The sequence below is a fragment of the Gilvibacter sp. SZ-19 genome (genome assembly GCF_002163875.1).
Taxonomy (GTDB): Bacteria; Bacteroidota; Bacteroidia; order Flavobacteriales; family Flavobacteriaceae; genus Gilvibacter.
The window spans coordinates 1,232,562-1,249,406 of sequence record NZ_CP019333.1; the positions used below are offsets into that span (position 1 = coordinate 1,232,562).

Genomic DNA, 16,845 nt, shown 5'->3' on the forward strand with positions numbered 1-16,845 from the left:
ATTGGTTATTACTAACTAGTCTCAAGATATTAAAAAGGTTGCTTATAAAACAGTTAATCTAAAATTGCAGCAACTCCAGGCAGCGTTTTACCCTCTAGCATTTCTAGCATTGCGCCTCCGCCAGTAGAGACGTAGCTCATGCCTTCTGCCAAACCGAATTGCTTGGCTGCCGCCACAGAATCTCCCCCGCCAACAAGAGAAAAGGCCCCATTTTCAGTGGCCGCGACTATGGCCTCTCCAAGAGAAATAGTGCCATTTGCAAAGCTTTCCATTTCAAAAACTCCAACCGGCCCGTTCCAAAGTATGGTTTTAGATTGAGACACTACTTTAGCAAAGGCTTCGCGTGTATCAGGACCTGCATCTAAGCCCATCCAGTTGTATGGAATTTCATTGATAGGACACACCTGAGTGTTGGCGTCGTTTGCAAATCCATCCGCAGCTAATACATCCGTAGGCAAATGAACCTGAACCCCTTTGGCTTCTGCTTGTTTTAGAATATCTAGAGCGAGTTCCATTTTGTCGTCTTCTACCAAAGAATCTCCAATAGAACCTCCTTGTGCTTTGATGAAGGTAAAGGTCATTCCCCCACCGATGATCAGGTGGTCAACCTTGTCTAAAATATTTTCGATGATGGTGATTTTTGACGATACTTTTGCCCCTCCTAAAATAGCTGTTACCGGCTTTTCTGAATTGTTTAAAACCTTGTCTACACTGGCTATTTCCTTGGCCAAAAGGAGCCCAAAACACTTGTGATCTGGAAAGAATTGCGCAATTACCGCTGTAGACGCGTGTGCTCTGTGCGCAGTTCCGAAAGCATCATTTACGTAGACATCTCCCAAGCTGGCTAATGCTTTAGCAAAGGCCTCATCTCCCGCTGTCTCTTCTGGATGATATCTCAAATTCTCCAAAAGCAAAATCTCTCCAGGCTCAAGCTCTGCCGCTGCGGCCTCTGCTGCCGACCCAACGCAATCGTCAACGAATTTTACATTTACCCCGAGTAAATCGCTTGCTGTTCCTACAATATGTTTTAGCGAGAATTCTTCTTGACAGCCTTTGGGTCGTCCCAAATGTGACATCAGTATACAGCTGCCACCGGCCTCCAATATTTCAATAATAGTAGGTTTTGCAGCTTCTATCCGAGTGGTGTCGGTCACTTGGAATTCATCGTTTAGCGGAACGTTAAAATCTACACGGATCACCGCTTTTTTGTTACTAAAATCAATGTCGGCTAATGTTTTCAAGAGTACTGTGTCTTTAGATTAATCAAAAGTTTGAAATGCGGGCAAGGCATAGGGAAGACTGCCTTTTTTACGGCTGTAAATATAGCAGATTTTGAGGTGTTTATATCCTGTCAAAACGTTTATCTTTAGGCCATGCTTTTTAAAGATGTTTTGGGTCATAATCACCTGGTCTCCCATTTGCAGGTTTCTGCGGAGCAAGGTCGGGTGCCACACGCCCAATTATTTGTTGGTCCGAGTGGTGTAGGTGTCTTGCCGGTAGCTTTAGAATATGCGGCTAAGCTATTGTCAATGAACGACTTAGACAACCAAAATGCTGTGATTGAGCGCGTTAGACAGCTCCAGCATCCAGACCTGCATTTTGTGTTTCCTGTAGCGACCACTGCGGAGGTAAAAAAGCATCCTGTTTCCGATCTGTTTTTAGATTCATGGCGGAGTTTTGTCGCTGAGAACCCTTACGGCAGTCTGTTCGAATGGTATCAACACATTGGAATTGAAAATAAGCAGGGGCGCATTGGCGTAGACGAAGCCCAAGACATGGTCAAAAAGCTTTCTTTAAAGGCGCACCAAGGAGGTTATAAGGTAATGATCGTTTGGATGGCCGAAAAGATGAACACGGAATGTGCCAACAAGATCCTTAAGTTGGTAGAAGAGCCTCCTGCAGATTCTGTACTGATCTTGATTGCCGAGAATGACGAACAGATCATTGGCACAATACGTTCACGTTGTCAAAAATTGAACTTCCCTTTACTTCCGCAAGAAGCCATTGCAACAGGTTTACAAAACAAGTTTGATCTTGAGACTGCTACAGCTCAAGCTCTGGCTAAACGCGCTGAGGGTGATTTTAGCAAGGCCGTACATCTTCATCTTCACGACGGCGATAATGTCACCTTTGAGCGTTGGTTTCTGTATTGGGTTCGAACGGCTTTTAAAGCAAAAGGAAATAAAATGGCCATCAATGATCTGCTTGCTTGGAGCGAAGAAGTGGCAGCCAGTGGTAGAGAAACTCAAAAACAATTTCTAGCCTTTTGCACAGAATTCTTTAGAGATGCGATGCTGATCAATTACGGCGCACAAGAAATCGTATACTATATTCCGGAGAGTCCAGACTTTGATCTTCACAAATTCGCTCCCTTTATTCACGAAGGCAATATTCAAGAAATAATCGCCAACATTTCTTCTGCTTTATATCATATTGAGCGTAACGGAAATCCGAAGATCATCTTCTCCGATCTGGCCATTTCACTTACTCGTTTGATCCACAAAAAAGCATCATAAGCAAAGCTTATCGCTTTTTTAAACTTTCATAGTTCACACTTATAAATAATGGCTTCAAATAAGCCGTTTTAAGCACGTTTTAAGTTTTAGCCTAGTATATGGGCATTTATGGCGAAGAAAGCTATTTAGGGGCTATCTATAGGTAAATTAGCGCTTCCGGAGCACATAAATGAGAGAAGAAAACTCTCCACTGCTCCAAGCGGCCATATTTGAACGCAAACCATTAAAGAAAGCTCGGATCAAATTAGATTTTCCATTTCGGTATTTCTCTGAAAGCAAACTCACATAAAATGAATCGAAGACCATGGGTTTAATATCCTCGACAAAGAAATGATGATTGGTCAATTCTAAAATGCTCTTTTTTGAAAAGTGCCATAAATGTCTAGGCACATCGTAAGCCGCCCAATCGGATTGGTAGTGTTTAGCATCCCAACTTTTAAAATTAGGAACGGCAATTATTAAAATCCCCTGCTCTTCGAGTTGGGTGTGAATCCACTTGAGATATTCTTTCGGATCTGGTAAATGTTCTAAGACATGCCACAAGCTAATCGCGGTCGGTTTTGGAATTAATCCGCCAGGGCGCTCCTTAAAAAGATCCAGATCTTTTGCTTTGGCCAAAGCTCTCGCAGACGAATTGGTTTCGATTCCCGAAACTGACCAACCACGTTTTTTTGCATAAAGCAAAAAGTCTCCTGTACCAGCACCTATATCTAAGAGCACTTTTTTGCCGACAACATGAGATTCGACCAAATTCATCTTGGAACGCACAGACCAATATTTGACCATTTGATAGATCCTGTCTACAAATGATCTTTTCGCATCGGTGTGTGAAATATAGTTCTCGCTCTCGTAATACTTTGCTAGTTCCTCTGGAACAGGATCGGTATATAACATGTCGAGCTCCTCGTCGTGAAGTAAGTTAAATAGCTCTCCACTTAAGAAGTGATCTTTGACTTGCAATTTTGTTTTTAAGTCCGATCTGTTTTTGTTCATGTGCAGATGTTCCACGTGGAACATTTAAAATTATCGGCCCATATAAACGAGCAAAACCGAAATATCATTCGGAGAAACTCCGCTTATTCGAGATGCCTGAGAAATGGTTGTTGGGCGAATTGTAGATAGCTTTTCTTTAGCCTCAAAAGACAAAGACTTAAGTTTAGAATAATCGAAATTATCTGGAATACTGATCCCCTCTAAGCGATTAAGTTTGTCTGCATTGCTTTTCTCTTTTTCGATATATCCCGCATACTTCACTTGGATCTCGGTTTGCTCCAGAACCTCATCGCTAAGTTGATTGTCGTGGATATAATCAAAGACCGCAGGGATCTTTTTCATATCGTCCATAGTGATCCTTGGACGCGAGAACATACGTACCATTTTATCGCTTTGCTTAACGGTAGCACTCTCTTTAGATTCCAAGATAGGATTGGCTAATTCCGGACTTACGCTTGTGGTTTTAAAGAAGTGAATAAAAGCGTCTGACTCGGCCTGTTTCTTCTCCATATTCACCAAGCGCTCTTTGGATGCCAGTCCTATCTCATAAGATTTTGGAGTAAGCCTAAAGTCCGCATTATCTTGTCTAAGCAGCGTTCTGTATTCTGCTCTAGAGGTAAACATACGATACGGCTCTTCTGTTCCTTTGGTGATCAAATCGTCAATCAATACACCGATATAGGCTTCACTTCTTTTAAGGATAAAAGGATCTTTTTCCTGCACTTTTAGGTGCGCATTTATACCCGCCATTAAACCTTGTGAACCCGCTTCTTCATAGCCTGTTGTTCCGTTGATCTGGCCGGCAAAGAACAAGCCCGAAACCAATTTTGTCTCTAGGGTATGCTTTAATTGAGTAGGTGGAAAATAATCATACTCGATAGCGTAACCTGGTCTAAAAAATTTCACATTTTCAAAACCAGCCACAGAACGCAAAGCTTTAAATTGAACTTCTTCTGGCAAAGAAGTAGAAAAACCATTTACGTAATATTCTACCGTATGCCATCCTTCTGGTTCTACAAAAAGTTGGTGTCTATCTTTATCTGCAAAACGGTGGATCTTATCTTCTATAGAAGGACAATATCTGGGCCCAATACTTTTTATTCTACCATTGAACATGGGTGATCTGTCAAAGCCTTCGCGTAGCAAATTATGCACCTCTGGACTCGTGTAGGTCATATGGCAAGACCGCTGTTTTGTGAGCGGTTTTATCTCTGGTAAATATGAAAACTTAGCAGGATCTTCATCTCCTGGTTGTTCAAGCATTTTTGAAAAATCCAAAGATCGGCCGTCAACTCGAGGTGGTGTTCCGGTCTTCATTCGGCCTGCGTCGAAACCAAGATCAACCAAATCTTTTGTTATTCCCACTGCTGCGCGTTCACCAGCTCGTCCTCCTCCAAATTGTTTCTCGCCAATATGGATTAGGCCGTTTAGAAAGGTGCCGTTAGTTAGTACTACAGCTTTTGCTCGTACTTCGATTCCAAGACTTGTTCTAACACCCGCTATTCTATCGCCTTCCACAATTAGACCAGAAACCATTTCCTGGTAGAAATCCAGATTCGGTGTTTGTTCCAATAGCGCTCTCCACTCCGCAGCAAACAACATCCGATCACTCTGAACTCTTGGGCTCCACATAGCAGGCCCTTTTGATTTATTGAGCATCTTGAACTGGATAGCAGTCTTATCACTAACAATACCACTGTAGCCTCCAAGGGCGTCTATCTCTCGAACAATTTGTCCCTTAGCAATACCGCCCATAGCAGGGTTACAACTCATTTGAGCTATATTCTGCAAATTCATGGTGATCAACAAAGTCTTTGACCCCATATTAGCGGCAGCAGCGGCAGCCTCGGATCCGGCATGTCCTGCTCCAACAACTATTACATCATAAGATTCAGCAAACATAAGCGCTTTATTGTTCCACGTGGAACATTAAATTTCTACGCGGCAAAGATACTACATAAAAGATTACCGGAAAAGCTTGAAATTCATCTTTATCTTACTGATTTTCAAACAGTTGGATAGCTTCTTCTTCGGCATGACGCATCTTTTTCGCTTCGGATTCTGTTTTATCCTTAAAACCAATACAGTGAAGGACTCCGTGCGCCATTACTCTGCATAACTCCTGCTTATAAGTAACATTGAAATCCTTAGCATTATCCTCAATGCGCTCTAACGATATAAGAATATCTGCGGAGACCTTCTTACCGAATGTGTAGTCGAAAGTGATTATATCTGTAAGGGTGTCATGATTCAAATACTGCTGATTGATCTCCAGTAAATAATCATCATTGCAAAACAGATAAGAAATATCACCGGCATTATAACCGTGCTTTGCGCACAATTCTTCTAACCAAGGTGTGACCTTTTCCCAAGACAGGATCTCATGGTCGGTTCTGTTCTCAAAGTTGATGTTATCCATCGTTTCCTTTAAAGTACTCTTGTACGCGCTTTTTATAATCGCGCTTCATAGGTAAGGCTTCTCGGTTAAGAATTTCTGTAGTATTGAAGTATTTCTTAACATCTAAACTAGAAGGTAACAAGGGGTTTGTATAATCCCTTTTGTTGGTCTCAGACTCTCTGCGTTGTTCCTGTCCCTGCTCAAAAGTCGCCTCATCTAACTTAAGCATCTCGTACTTGAGCTCTGTCATTTTTTGCAAAGTTCGCTCATTGAAACCTTTTTCCAAAAGCTCCTCTTCTATCTCTTCCATTTTCTTGAGAATATCTCCTCCGGAGCCTTTAAGGCCCTCCTCTCCCATTTTATCCTCTAACTGCTTCCGCAGCATTTGTTGTTCCTGATAGATTCTAAAGAGCTCACCATTTAAGTCCTCGTCTGAGCTGCCATTGCTTTCTCCATTTCCATTATTAGAGCCTTGACCTTCGCCTTGACCCTCTCCTTCTCCTTGGCCTTCGCCCTCGCCTTCTCCTTGACCTTGGCCTTCGCCTTCGCCCTCACCTTCTTGACCTTGTTTCATGCCTTGTTGCATTTGCTCATTTAGGCTTTCCTGCGTCTTAATGATGTCTGGTAATTGGAAACCTCTTCCCTGGCTACCCGAACCAGAGCCAGCACCCATCATCATCTGATTCTGCATGCTGTTTAAAGCATCGCTTAAAAGTACCGCCAGGTCATTAGCGCCTGTAACTGTATACTGCTGACTAGTCACTCCCATCATTACGCGGTTCTCGGCCAAACGCTCTAAAGACTTTTCTATGTTGAAAGAGACATCGGTAAGCAACTCATTTATGCTATTGCCTATCATGGGTTGTCTAAGCGCCAAGGCAAAGATCGAGTCGTCTATATGCTCAAAGTGCTGCTTTAAATTGTTCTGCGTTTTGAGCTTGGTAGAAAAAATAGCGCTGTTGTAATCTATGCGCTTAAAGTCTTCCATCAAGGCTTCCTGCTCAAAGGAGAACAACACCAAATTATCTAAGATCTGTCGCAACATGTCAATGTCTTCTTCCATGCCCTCCATGGAAGCGCCCGCCATTTGCTGTTGCATTTGCTGGCCCATTTCTTGCATTTTCTGCCCTGCTTTCTGTTGCTTCGGACTGGCCTGCTGCTGGTCGTTGTTCTTTAGGTCTTCTGTAGCGTTCTGCTGGTCTTCTTGTACTTGCTTCTCTCCGGTTATATCTTGAGGAATAGGCATAGGCTCCTTGAGTTCCTCGTTCTCCTTTCTGAGGTCTTCTAATTGCTTTTTGAGTTCTTCAAAAGCTTCGTTGAGTTTCTCTTGCTCTTCTTGAGTGTTCTCTTCGGAGGGAGCTTGGCTCAATTCCTCTTGTTTCTTGCCGAGCTCTTGCAGATCGTTAGCAATTTTCTGCGCTTTCTGAGACACATAATAACGCTTGGTCAACTCTAAGAGCTGTTCCAGATTCTTCTCCTGATTCTTATTGTTCTTGGCTAAACGCTCCAATTTTTCAGACAGCTCTTCTTTGTTGATCTTGTCTTGAAGCTCTTGCAGCTCTTTGAGCAACTCTTCGTTCTTCTCTAACATCTCCTCATTTTCCTTGAGGCGTTCTTTAAGCTGTTCTTTATACGGGTCTTCTTCGTCTTTTTGAAAATCTTCGAGATTGTTTTCCAATTGCTTCGAAAACTTTTTCATGAGCTCGTCTTGCTGCTCCTGCCGCTTAAAGAAATTCTCCAGCTTCTTCTTGTCATTCCAGTTCAGGTTGGCCTTTTCCTTTTGAGTTTTAGCCAACTCCTTGAGCAGCGCCTCGCGCTCCTTCATGTCCTTAAGAGTCTCGTCTAGATTGTCTATGGTCTCTTCTTGCTGTTCGAGCTGCTTGTCTTCGGTCTCAGAATCTGTCAAAACTCGGTAGGAGTAAATGCCGCTCTTGCTACTCTTTCCTCCGCGTAAACCATCGTTGTCAAAAACCTCGAAATAGTATTCGTAGGCCACGCCTTTTTCTAGATTCAATTGTCCGGGAAAGGTCGCTACAAATTGGTCAAACGTGCCCTTGTTAATAGGCAGATCCTCTCGAACAGCCTTGTTCTCTTCACCACTGGGATAGTAGACCAATTCCAGTTTCTTTAAGCCATAATCATCAGAAATACGTCCTAAAAAGTAGGTGATCTGATCGTCTATACTGTCTTTTTGGGTGCTGAGCTGAATATTCGGGTATTCGTCCTTAACAACGCTTATATTGAAATTCAGATTCTCGTATTCTTTGAGTCTTGCGTTAGAAGTGGTAATGGCGTAATCCAAGTCGTTAAATAGTCTTAGATCCTTGCTAAAAGCGCCAGAATCTCCCTCAAAAACATAAGTGCTGTCTTTGGTTTTAAGCAGGGCTTGCTCTGTCTTAACCGTTTGTAATTTCCAACTTACAGTGGTTCCTTCTGGAACGGTCGCGTTCCCAGAATTATTCAGAACCTCGTCTGGCTTCCCCGTGTAAGCGGGATAATCCAAGGCCATCTCCATGGCAACCAAAGTAGGAACCTCCACCACTTTTAAAGTGAAAGGAATGGAATTCACGGAATTTGCGCTAAGGCGAAACTCAATGTCGGTGTTGGGTCTTTTAAACTCGTATTGAAAAAGACCGGGGCCTACAGGTTTCATCAAAAATCGTTGGCCACCATAGGTCAAATAAGCTGTTTCTGGCATCACCTCACCGGAGGTGGCGACGCGCAACATAAAGGGCTGATGTTGTATAGCCTCTAAGGATTCGTTCTCTAAAAAGAAGGCAAAGGGTGCTGGTGGCTCATAGGCCGTATCGTAATTTACAACCCGCTTATACGAATCTGTAAAAAGATCCTTCCCGCCCAAAACACTGATCACCACAAAGAGTAAAACGGGAATGGCCACGTATTTTAAATAAGGTAAATTCCCTGCGTAATTTATGGCGCGTTTAAAGGGTATGGGCTCTAACTCTGCCGCTTTCTGGTCTATGCTCGCTGCCAGGAGTTCAGACTCCCTTTGGTTTTGATTGAGTTGGATCACGTTGAGCAATTTATCACTCACCTCCGGGAAGTGACTCCCGATGATCTTAGAAGCCTCCTCGTGACTTATCCCTTTTTGTAACTGGAACAAGCGCGCTAGTGGAGTTGCGATAAATCGCACAAAAAGCATTACCTCTACGGCTACAAAAGCCCAGAACAAAATGGCGCGCCCCGTAGAGTCCAACCATAAGAAATGCTCCACCAAAAGTGTGACTAGCAGATAGAGCAAACCCGCTGCTAGAAACAACAAACTACCCTTTATAAGGGCATTGGTGTAGTATTTTTTAATAAATTGTTCCAGCTTTTGCTGGATGATCACAAAGGTGCTCATAAGGCGCTATTACAGGCTTGTAAACTTCTAAATTACGATTTTATTTGCCAGATCGATCTGATTTAACAGTCGTTTAAGGAAGCAGCAAAGACCGTACCCAATCCGCAGTAAGCAAGACAAACCCACAACTTATGTTACAAGATCTCAAATACCTCTCTGCATTTTCCATTCCGGCAGTGGCTATTTTTTCTCTTTGGATGGGAGAAAGCTGGGCCTATTTTACGCCCGTTTTTGCCTTTGTGCTTATCCCTATCATGGAATTATTGCTCCCTGTAAACACCGAAAATCTAGATAAAGAAACCGCCGATTCCAAGTTAAAGAATAAGTTCTTTGATGTGCTCTTATATCTGAATCTGCCTATCGTTTACGGAATAATCGGATATTTCTTGTGGAGTTTGTCTTGGGCCAACTACAGCACCTCCGCCATTATTGGTTATACCTTTTCTGTGGGGATTGTGCTGGGTGCCAATGGCATTAATGTAGCCCATGAGCTGGGCCACAGAAAAACAGCTTGGGAACGTACTTTAAGTAAAATACTCTTGTTGCCGGCCCAGTATATGCACTTCTACATAGAACACAATTTTGGACATCATTTGCATGCAGCTACAGAAAATGATCCTGCATCTGCAGCCTACAACCAATCGGTATACTCCTTCTGGTTCACCTCTACAACAAGGCAGTATCGCAACGCTTGGCAAATTCAAAAGCGCCTGCTTAAGGCAGAAAATTTGAGCTTTTATAGCCTCAAGAACGATATGTTCTGGTATTTGCTTTTACAACTCGCCTATTTTGGTGTGTGCTTTGCCTTTTTTGGGCCGATGGGACTTTTGCTGGCCGCCGTTATAGCCCTTATTGGGATACTTCTCTTAGAAACCATCAACTATATTGAACATTACGGATTGCGTCGCGCAAAAACCAAAAGCGGTCGCTATGAAAGGGTGTCAGAGATCCACTCCTGGAACTCAAACCACGTATTGGGGCGTGTAATTCTCTATGAACTCACCCGTCACAGCGACCACCATTACAAAGCCAGTAAAAAATACCAAGTATTGGAGTATCACGAAGTAAGTCCACAGTTGCCCTTTGGCTACCCGACCTCTATGGTATTAGCTATGGTTCCGCCGCTATGGTTCTCCATTATGAACAAACGCGTTCCTAAAGAAATGGTGGCGCTGCAAACAGCCGCTTAAGCGTTTAGATTTACTGTAGTCTGCCATAGTCATTCGGGCAATAAAACGTAAATTTGCGACCAAATTTGCCAGTTATGAGTAATGCTGTTCGCGTACGTTTTGCACCAAGCCCTACAGGCCCTTTACATATTGGAGGTGTCCGCACCGCCCTATTCAATTATTTGTTCGCTAAAAAACATGGTGGGACCTTTGTGCTCCGCATAGAAGATACCGACCAAACCCGTTATGTGCCGGGCGCAGAAGATTATATTATCGAGGCATTGAACTGGCTCAACATACCTTTTGACGAAGGCCCGGGAAAAGACGGCGGCTTTGGCCCTTACCGACAAAGTGAACGCAAGGCAAGCTATAAGCAATATGCAGATCAGCTCATTGCTTCAGGTCATGCCTATTACGCATTTGACACACCAGAGGCCTTGAATGACTTAAGAGCACAGGCCGAAGCCAACAAAGAAACCTTTAGCTACGGTTGGGCAAATAGAGACAACCTAGACAACAGCTTGGGTCTTTCAGAGGCTGACCTGCAAGAGCGTCTGGCATCTGGTCTTCCGTTTGTGATCCGTTTTAAAACGCCCGCGGACGAAACCCTTACACTTAAGGATATTATCCGCGGAGAAGTAAAGGTGCATACCTCTACCCTAGATGATAAAGTACTTTTTAAAAGCGACGGAATGCCTACCTATCATCTGGCCAATATTGTAGACGATCACTTAATGGAGATCACGCATGTAATTCGAGGTGAAGAATGGTTGCCCTCTTTAGCTTTGCACCATTTATTATACCGCTCTATGGGTTGGGATGCGCCAGAATTTGCTCACTTACCGCTAATTATGAAGCCGGTTGGAAAAGGAAAACTCTCTAAGCGTGACGGTGATAAAATGGGCTTCCCGGTATTCCCACTGCAGTGGAATCCACAAGAAGGAGCCTCTTCTGCTGGCTACAGAGAAGACGGTTATTTACCAGAGGCAGTAGTGAATATGTTGGCCCTTTTGGGTTGGAACCCAGGAACCGAACAAGAGATCTTCTCTTTGGAGGAACTAGTTGCTGCCTTTGACTTAGAGCGCGTAAACAAAGCTGGAGCTAAATTCGATCCGGAAAAAACCAAATGGTTTCAAACCCATTATATTCAGCAGCGCTCTGATGAGCAACTCGCTGAGGCCTTTGGAGAATTCCTAGCCGCCAAGAATATTAGCACTGCCATGGACCTAACTCCTGTGGTGGCTTCCTTAAAAGAACGCATCACTTTTACAGAAGATCTTTGGACCCTGGGTTCCTTCTTTTTTGTGGCTCCGGATGCTTACGATGAAAAAGCGGCTAAAAAGGCCTTTAAAGAAGACACGCCGGCCATTATGCGAAAGGTGGTCGGGCTACTCAATGAAGTAGAAGATTTTACTGCTGAGCATGCCGCTGCTACTGTAAAAGGCTGGATCCAAAGTCAAGAAATGGGCTTTGGCAAAGTAATGATGCCTTTGCGGCTGAGCTTGGTAGGTTCCCTACAAGGCCCGGATGTCTTTGAAATTGCCGCACTGCTCGGTAAAGCGGAGACCATCAAACGCATTGAGGCGGCTATAGCCTATATGTCCTAGAAATAAATGATCCCTCTTACAGCCAAGAGGTTGTTATTTCCTTTAAGATCGCTCAACTCCGGATTGGTTCCGTTGAGCGCGTTCAACGTATTGGTTAGCCCGCGCATGTATAGCAGGCTGATTCTAAAAGGTTCTATTCCGAAGGTCAAACCTCCAACGATTCTAAAATCGATAGTAGAAAGGTCTCTAAGGTCTTGTACTCGAGTTAGTGTATAACCCGCCACTAGGTTGTTCTGCTGACTCTCTTCTGCTGGTTTGAATTTACCTTGAACTGCAATGGCCGGACCAGCCTCCACACTGAGATGATGTCTAAAGATATTGTAACTGGCCAGGAACTGTAATTGAACCGATTGTTGGCTCATGTTCACTAGTTCATCGCCATTGATCCCAACGGTTTGCAAATCAACTTGTTGGTTGTAAAAGGTCACGGCATAGATAAAGTCCATGGTCTTGCTGTAAGACCCGCGCGTCTCAAGGCCTAAAGTAAAGCCATTGGAGCTGCTTAGGGGTAGGTCGTCTGTGTCTATGTCGGAGAATAGATAACCTCCGGAGACGCCAATTTTGTTGTAATTTCTATCGATTCCTTGTGCTACCGCAGAAAAATTTAGGAGCAGGACTGTAACAATTAGGGGGAATATATGCCTCATAGTATAGCTGAAAGCTGCAAATGTATTGCATTTTTCTTATCTTCTCTTAGTCATTTTATAACTTAAAAATCAACCCATGGAGTATATTCTTATTGGTCCTGCCCTCTTGTTTAGTTTACTCATCCTAGTCTCTGCCTTTTTTATGGTGAAGCAACAGACAGCCGCTGTTGTGGAAAGATTCGGACGGTTTGTCGGAATTAGAAGTTCGGGGTTGCGATTTAAAATCCCTTTGGTGGATCGCATCGCCGGGCGAATCAACCTAAAGATCCAACAGTTGGATGTAATTGTTGAGACCAAAACCAAAGACGACGTGTTTGTGCGTCTTAAGATCTCTGTTCAGTTTCAAGTGATCAAAGACAAAGTGTACGAAGCCTTTTACAAGCTAGAAAACCCACACGATCAGATCACTAGTTATGTGTTCGATGTGGTGCGTGCAGAAGTGCCAAAAATGAAACTCGACTACGTTTTTGAGCGTAAAGACGACATTGCCATCGCCGTAAAGCGTGAGCTCAATGAAGCTATGCTCGATTACGGATACGATATTATTAAGACCCTAGTTACCGATATTGATCCGGACGTACAGGTAAAAGCTGCGATGAACCGAATCAACGCCGCGGAGCGTGAAAAAGTTGCCGCCGAATATGAAGCAGAAGCAGAGCGAATCAAGATCGTTGCCAAAGCTCGTGCGGAGGCAGAAAGCAAGCGCTTACAAGGTCAGGGTATTGCAGATCAGCGACGCGAAATAGCCCGTGGTCTAGAAGAGTCTGTAGATGTTCTAAACAACGTTGGTATCAACTCTCAGGAAGCCTCTGCCTTAATTGTGGTAACGCAACATTACGATACCCTACAGTCTATAGGCGAAGAGACCAATACCAACTTGATCTTGTTGCCTAACTCTCCACAAGCGGGAAGTGATATGCTCAACAATATGATCGCTTCTTTCACAGCCAGTAACCAAATTGGTGAGGAGATGAAAAAGCAGAACGCAGCCCGTGGTCTGGGGAAAAATAAATCTGAATAAATCATGAGATCTATTCTACTACTCTTGTTCTTAGTCCTTGGTTTTACAACATCGGCCCAAACCGAAGATGAACTGAAAGCCTTGGCAATTTCTCAAGCTAAAATAGCCTGCGAAGCCACTGAAAATTCAGACTATGAAACCCTTTTTGATTACACCATGCCTGAGGTGCTTGAGCTTATGGGTGGGCGCCAAAACGCACTTACCATGATGCGAGACACCATGAAGAATATGGAAAGCAATGGGGTGAGTATCACCAGTAGTGAGGTTATCGAAATGACAGGCTTTGCGTTTGAACAAGACCAATATCGCTGTGTCATAAAGAACAAGGTAGTGGTTAGAATGAGTCCGGAGCAATCCACCCAGTCCATTTCTCATATGTTCGGAATCTATAATCCCGAGCTGAACCGTTGGTATTTCATTGAGGGTGCACAACTCAACAATGAGGCGGTTATAGGGATGATCTTACCAGATCTTAAAACGGCGCTAAACATCCCTCCAGATGAAAGAACAATGATAGACAACTAAAAAGAAAAGCCCCTGATTTAGGGGCTTTTTTTATGTGAGTTCTTGAGCTTCTTTGACCAGCAAGTCGTTGCGGTCTTCTAAAGCTTTGTTTATAAATTCTATGGCTTCAGATGTTTTTTCCTGACCCTTCTTAAGCAGTACGCCCAACACCAACATCGCGGCAATTCGGGTTCCTGCCTTTTTTGCGGCGGTTGCAAACAAGGGTTCCAATTCCTCATAAGATACCTTTTCTGCCAACTCAATTATACGGCCTCTGGTCGCGTTTCTCTTGTCTTCTGGTAGATTGGTATACTTCTTTCCTAATTGCTTAATTACATCTATCGCAGCGCGCTCAGGAGCTTGTTGTGTAGGTTTGTTTTGCTGCGGAGCTTGGGGTTTCTGTTTTGCCCAAGTGTCGCGCAGGCCAACGGTCTTGTTAAAGACCAGTGCCCCAGGCTTACTGTCTGGATCTACATTGAAATAGCCCAAACGTTGAAACTGGAAATGTTCTAAAGGTTTTGCATCTGCCAAAGAGGGCTCTAACATCGCCTTGCGGATCTTTAGGGAATCTGGGTTTACAAACTCCATAAAACTTTTGTCTTTGTGTGTATCTGGCGATTCATCCAAGAACAAACGGTCGTATTCACGTACCTCTGCCTCAATGGCATGATCCGCAGAAACCCAGTGCAAAGTACCTTTAACTTTGCGCAAACTCGCCTCGGTTCCACTGCCGCTTAGACTGTCAGGATCATAGGTACAGTTGATCTGAGTAATATTGCCTGCGGCATCTTTCTCTACAGATTCCGCCTTAATAATATAAGCGCTCTTTAAACGAACTTCTCCGCCCAAAGTCAGCCTATAAAACTTACGCCCAGCTTCTTCTTTAAAGTCTTCACGCTCTATGTAAAGTGTTCCTGAAAAAGGGATTTCTCTATTGCCGGCATTCGGATCTTCCGGGTTGTTCTCTGTTTCCAACCATTCCTCTTGCCCTTGTGGATAATTGGTAATTACCAATTTCACCGGGTCCAAGACAGCCATCACACGATTAGCTACTTTATTCAAGTCCTCGCGTACACAGTATTCCAGGTGTGAAACATCGACCAAGTTCTCTCGCTTAGCGATCCCCACACTGTCGGCAAAATTCTTGATAGAAGCTGGCGTATACCCTCTGCGGCGCATTCCAGAAATGGTAGGCATACGCGGATCATCCCAACCAGAAACTACTCCCTCGGCTACCAATTGTGCCAATTTGCGCTTACTCACAACTGTGTGTGAGATATTTCTACGTGCAAATTCACGCTGTTTTGGGCGTAATTTTGCCGGGTCGTGGATCTGGTCTAAGAACCAGTCGTATAGTTCACGGTGAGGTAAGAACTCCAAAGTACAAAGCGAATGTGAGACTTGCTCTACGTAGTCACTTTCTCCGTGGGCCCAATCGTACATGGGGAATATGCTCCAATCCGATCCTGTTCTGTGGTGATGCTTGTGTAAGACACGATACATAACCGGGTCGCGCATAAGCATGTTCGGGGAACTCATATCTATTTTGGCGCGCACTACGTGTTGGCCTTCAGGCATCTCGCCAGCTTTCATTTTGGCAAAAAGCTCTAAATTCTCTGCTACAGAACGATCGCGGTATGGGCTGGCCACACCAGGTTCATTGGGTGTTCCTTTTTGTTCTGCTATAGCTTCTGAGCTTTGAGAATCCACATAGGCCTTACCGGCTTTGATAAGTTCAACTGTCCAATCGTACAGCTCCTGGAAATAATCCGAAGCATAACATTCCTGGTCCCACTCGTATCCCAACCATTCGATATCGCGCTTAATGGCGTCTACGAATTCTTGTTCTTCTTTGGCTGGATTGGTGTCATCAAAGCGCAAATTCACCGGTGCATTATAGCGCTGACCCAAACCAAAATTCAAACAAATGGCAGAAGCGTGCCCTAAATGCAAATAGCCATTGGGCTCTGGTGGAAATCTAAAGCGAAGTTGCTGTTTTGAATACGATTTTGAAAGATCGTCTTCAATGATTCGCTCTATGAAATTCAAGGATTTATCGTCGCTCACAGCCTTTGTTTTTAATGACTGACAAAGATACCAAAACCCAAGAATAATCTATCTTAGCGGAAAATTTTTTTAGGTGGGAATCATTCGCTTACATAACGTTAGAGTATACGCCTCACACGGCTGTTTAAAAGAAGAAACCATAATTGGTTCCGATTATCTGGTACAATTAGAAGTTAAGGCAGATCTTCAAAAGGCCGCTGCTACTGACGATCTCAACGATACTGTGGATTACGTGCACCTGAACCGCATCATTAAAGAAGAAATGGCGGTGCCAAGTAAACTGCTAGAAGTTGTAGCGAGAAAGATCAATACGCGCATTTTAAAGGAGCTGCCCATGGTGAGTTATACCAAGGTTTGCGTGGCCAAGATCAACCCGCCAATTGGTGGCGATGTAGCCTCGGTAGAAGTTTGTTTGGAAGACCAACGCTAAAATCAAGGGAAACTTCCCGATTTACAACGAATTTTTTTACATTTGCCCTCCACAATGGCATCGTGGCCGAGTGGCTAGGCACAGCTCTGCAAAAGCTTGTACAGCGGTTCGAATCCGCTCGATGCCTCA

General features: G+C 43.9%; 13 protein-coding genes and 1 tRNA gene. 7 read left to right on the forward strand and 7 right to left on the reverse strand.

The genetic code is table 11. From position 1 onward, the window contains the following. Positions 1-53: 53 nt before the first annotated feature. Positions 54-1,241 carry a phosphoglycerate kinase gene (gene pgk / locus BTO09_RS05635; RefSeq protein ID WP_087523840.1) on the reverse strand — a complete coding sequence of 396 codons (1,188 nt, stop codon included), beginning with the start codon at positions 1,239-1,241 and terminating at the stop codon, positions 54-56. Positions 1,242-1,373: 132 nt separating this feature from the next. Here pgk and BTO09_RS05640 point away from each other — a divergent pair, with 132 nt between their 5' ends. Further along, positions 1,374-2,516, forward strand: a complete 1,143-nt coding sequence (locus BTO09_RS05640; RefSeq protein ID WP_087523841.1) for a DNA polymerase III subunit delta' — start codon at positions 1,374-1,376, stop codon at positions 2,514-2,516. A 147-nt stretch (positions 2,517-2,663) separates the two neighbouring features. On the opposite strand, the gene BTO09_RS05645 is transcribed toward BTO09_RS05640, so the two are convergent. The 4 genes from BTO09_RS05645 to BTO09_RS05660 all read right to left on the reverse strand — a co-directional run bounded on the left by BTO09_RS05645 (position 2,664) and on the right by BTO09_RS05660 (position 9,271). Beyond that, on the reverse strand, positions 2,664-3,509 hold the full coding sequence (locus BTO09_RS05645) for a bifunctional 2-polyprenyl-6-hydroxyphenol methylase/3-demethylubiquinol 3-O-methyltransferase UbiG (RefSeq protein WP_087525496.1): 846 nt from the start codon (positions 3,507-3,509) through the stop codon (positions 2,664-2,666). A gap of 30 nt (positions 3,510-3,539) precedes the next feature. Next, complete coding sequence (gene mnmG / locus BTO09_RS05650; protein WP_087523842.1) at positions 3,540-5,411, reverse strand: tRNA uridine-5-carboxymethylaminomethyl(34) synthesis enzyme MnmG; 1,872 nt, start codon at positions 5,409-5,411, stop codon at positions 3,540-3,542. Between the two features lie 94 nt (positions 5,412-5,505). Then, positions 5,506-5,928, reverse strand: a complete 423-nt coding sequence (ybeY, locus tag BTO09_RS05655) for an rRNA maturation RNase YbeY (protein WP_087523843.1) — start codon at positions 5,926-5,928, stop codon at positions 5,506-5,508. After that, positions 5,921-9,271 (reverse strand): DUF4175 family protein, encoded by a 3,351-nt coding sequence (locus tag BTO09_RS05660; RefSeq protein WP_087523844.1) that lies wholly within the window; start codon positions 9,269-9,271, stop codon positions 5,921-5,923. Before BTO09_RS05660 ends, ybeY begins: the two co-directional genes overlap by 8 nt. Positions 9,272-9,402: 131 nt before the next feature. Here BTO09_RS05660 and BTO09_RS05665 point away from each other — a divergent pair, with 131 nt between their 5' ends. Together BTO09_RS05665 and gltX are read left to right on the forward strand one after the other, a co-directional pair. Next, positions 9,403-10,461, forward strand: a complete 1,059-nt coding sequence (locus BTO09_RS05665) for an alkane 1-monooxygenase (RefSeq protein WP_087523845.1) — start codon at positions 9,403-9,405, stop codon at positions 10,459-10,461. 74 nt (positions 10,462-10,535) lie between these two features. Then, a complete protein-coding gene (gene gltX, locus BTO09_RS05670) occupies positions 10,536-12,047 on the forward strand; it encodes a glutamate--tRNA ligase (RefSeq protein WP_087523846.1) in 1,512 nt (503 codons plus the stop codon). Here gltX and BTO09_RS05675 read toward each other — a convergent pair. Further along, a complete protein-coding gene (locus tag BTO09_RS05675) occupies positions 12,044-12,694 on the reverse strand; it encodes a hypothetical protein (RefSeq protein ID WP_087523847.1) in 651 nt (216 codons plus the stop codon). The genes gltX and BTO09_RS05675 overlap by 4 nt on opposite strands. A gap of 76 nt (positions 12,695-12,770) precedes the next feature. Here BTO09_RS05675 and BTO09_RS05680 point away from each other — a divergent pair, with 76 nt between their 5' ends. Together BTO09_RS05680 and BTO09_RS05685 are read left to right on the forward strand one after the other, a co-directional pair. Further along, positions 12,771-13,715 carry an SPFH domain-containing protein gene (locus BTO09_RS05680; protein WP_087523848.1) on the forward strand — a complete coding sequence of 315 codons (945 nt, stop codon included), beginning with the start codon at positions 12,771-12,773 and terminating at the stop codon, positions 13,713-13,715. A gap of 3 nt (positions 13,716-13,718) precedes the next feature. Continuing rightward, positions 13,719-14,240, forward strand: a complete 522-nt coding sequence (locus tag BTO09_RS05685) for a hypothetical protein (protein WP_087523849.1) — start codon at positions 13,719-13,721, stop codon at positions 14,238-14,240. Positions 14,241-14,270: 30 nt separating this feature from the next. On the opposite strand, the gene BTO09_RS05690 is transcribed toward BTO09_RS05685, so the two are convergent. Further along, positions 14,271-16,286 (reverse strand): glutamine--tRNA ligase/YqeY domain fusion protein, encoded by a 2,016-nt coding sequence (locus BTO09_RS05690; protein WP_087523850.1) that lies wholly within the window; start codon positions 16,284-16,286, stop codon positions 14,271-14,273. A 73-nt stretch (positions 16,287-16,359) separates the two neighbouring features. Between BTO09_RS05690 and folB the strand changes: the two genes are divergently transcribed. Beyond that, positions 16,360-16,716 carry a dihydroneopterin aldolase gene (gene folB / locus BTO09_RS05695; RefSeq protein WP_087523851.1) on the forward strand — a complete coding sequence of 119 codons (357 nt, stop codon included), beginning with the start codon at positions 16,360-16,362 and terminating at the stop codon, positions 16,714-16,716. Between the two features lie 56 nt (positions 16,717-16,772). Then, a tRNA-Cys gene (locus tag BTO09_RS05700) sits at positions 16,773-16,843 on the forward strand. Positions 16,844-16,845: the final 2 nt, after the last annotated feature.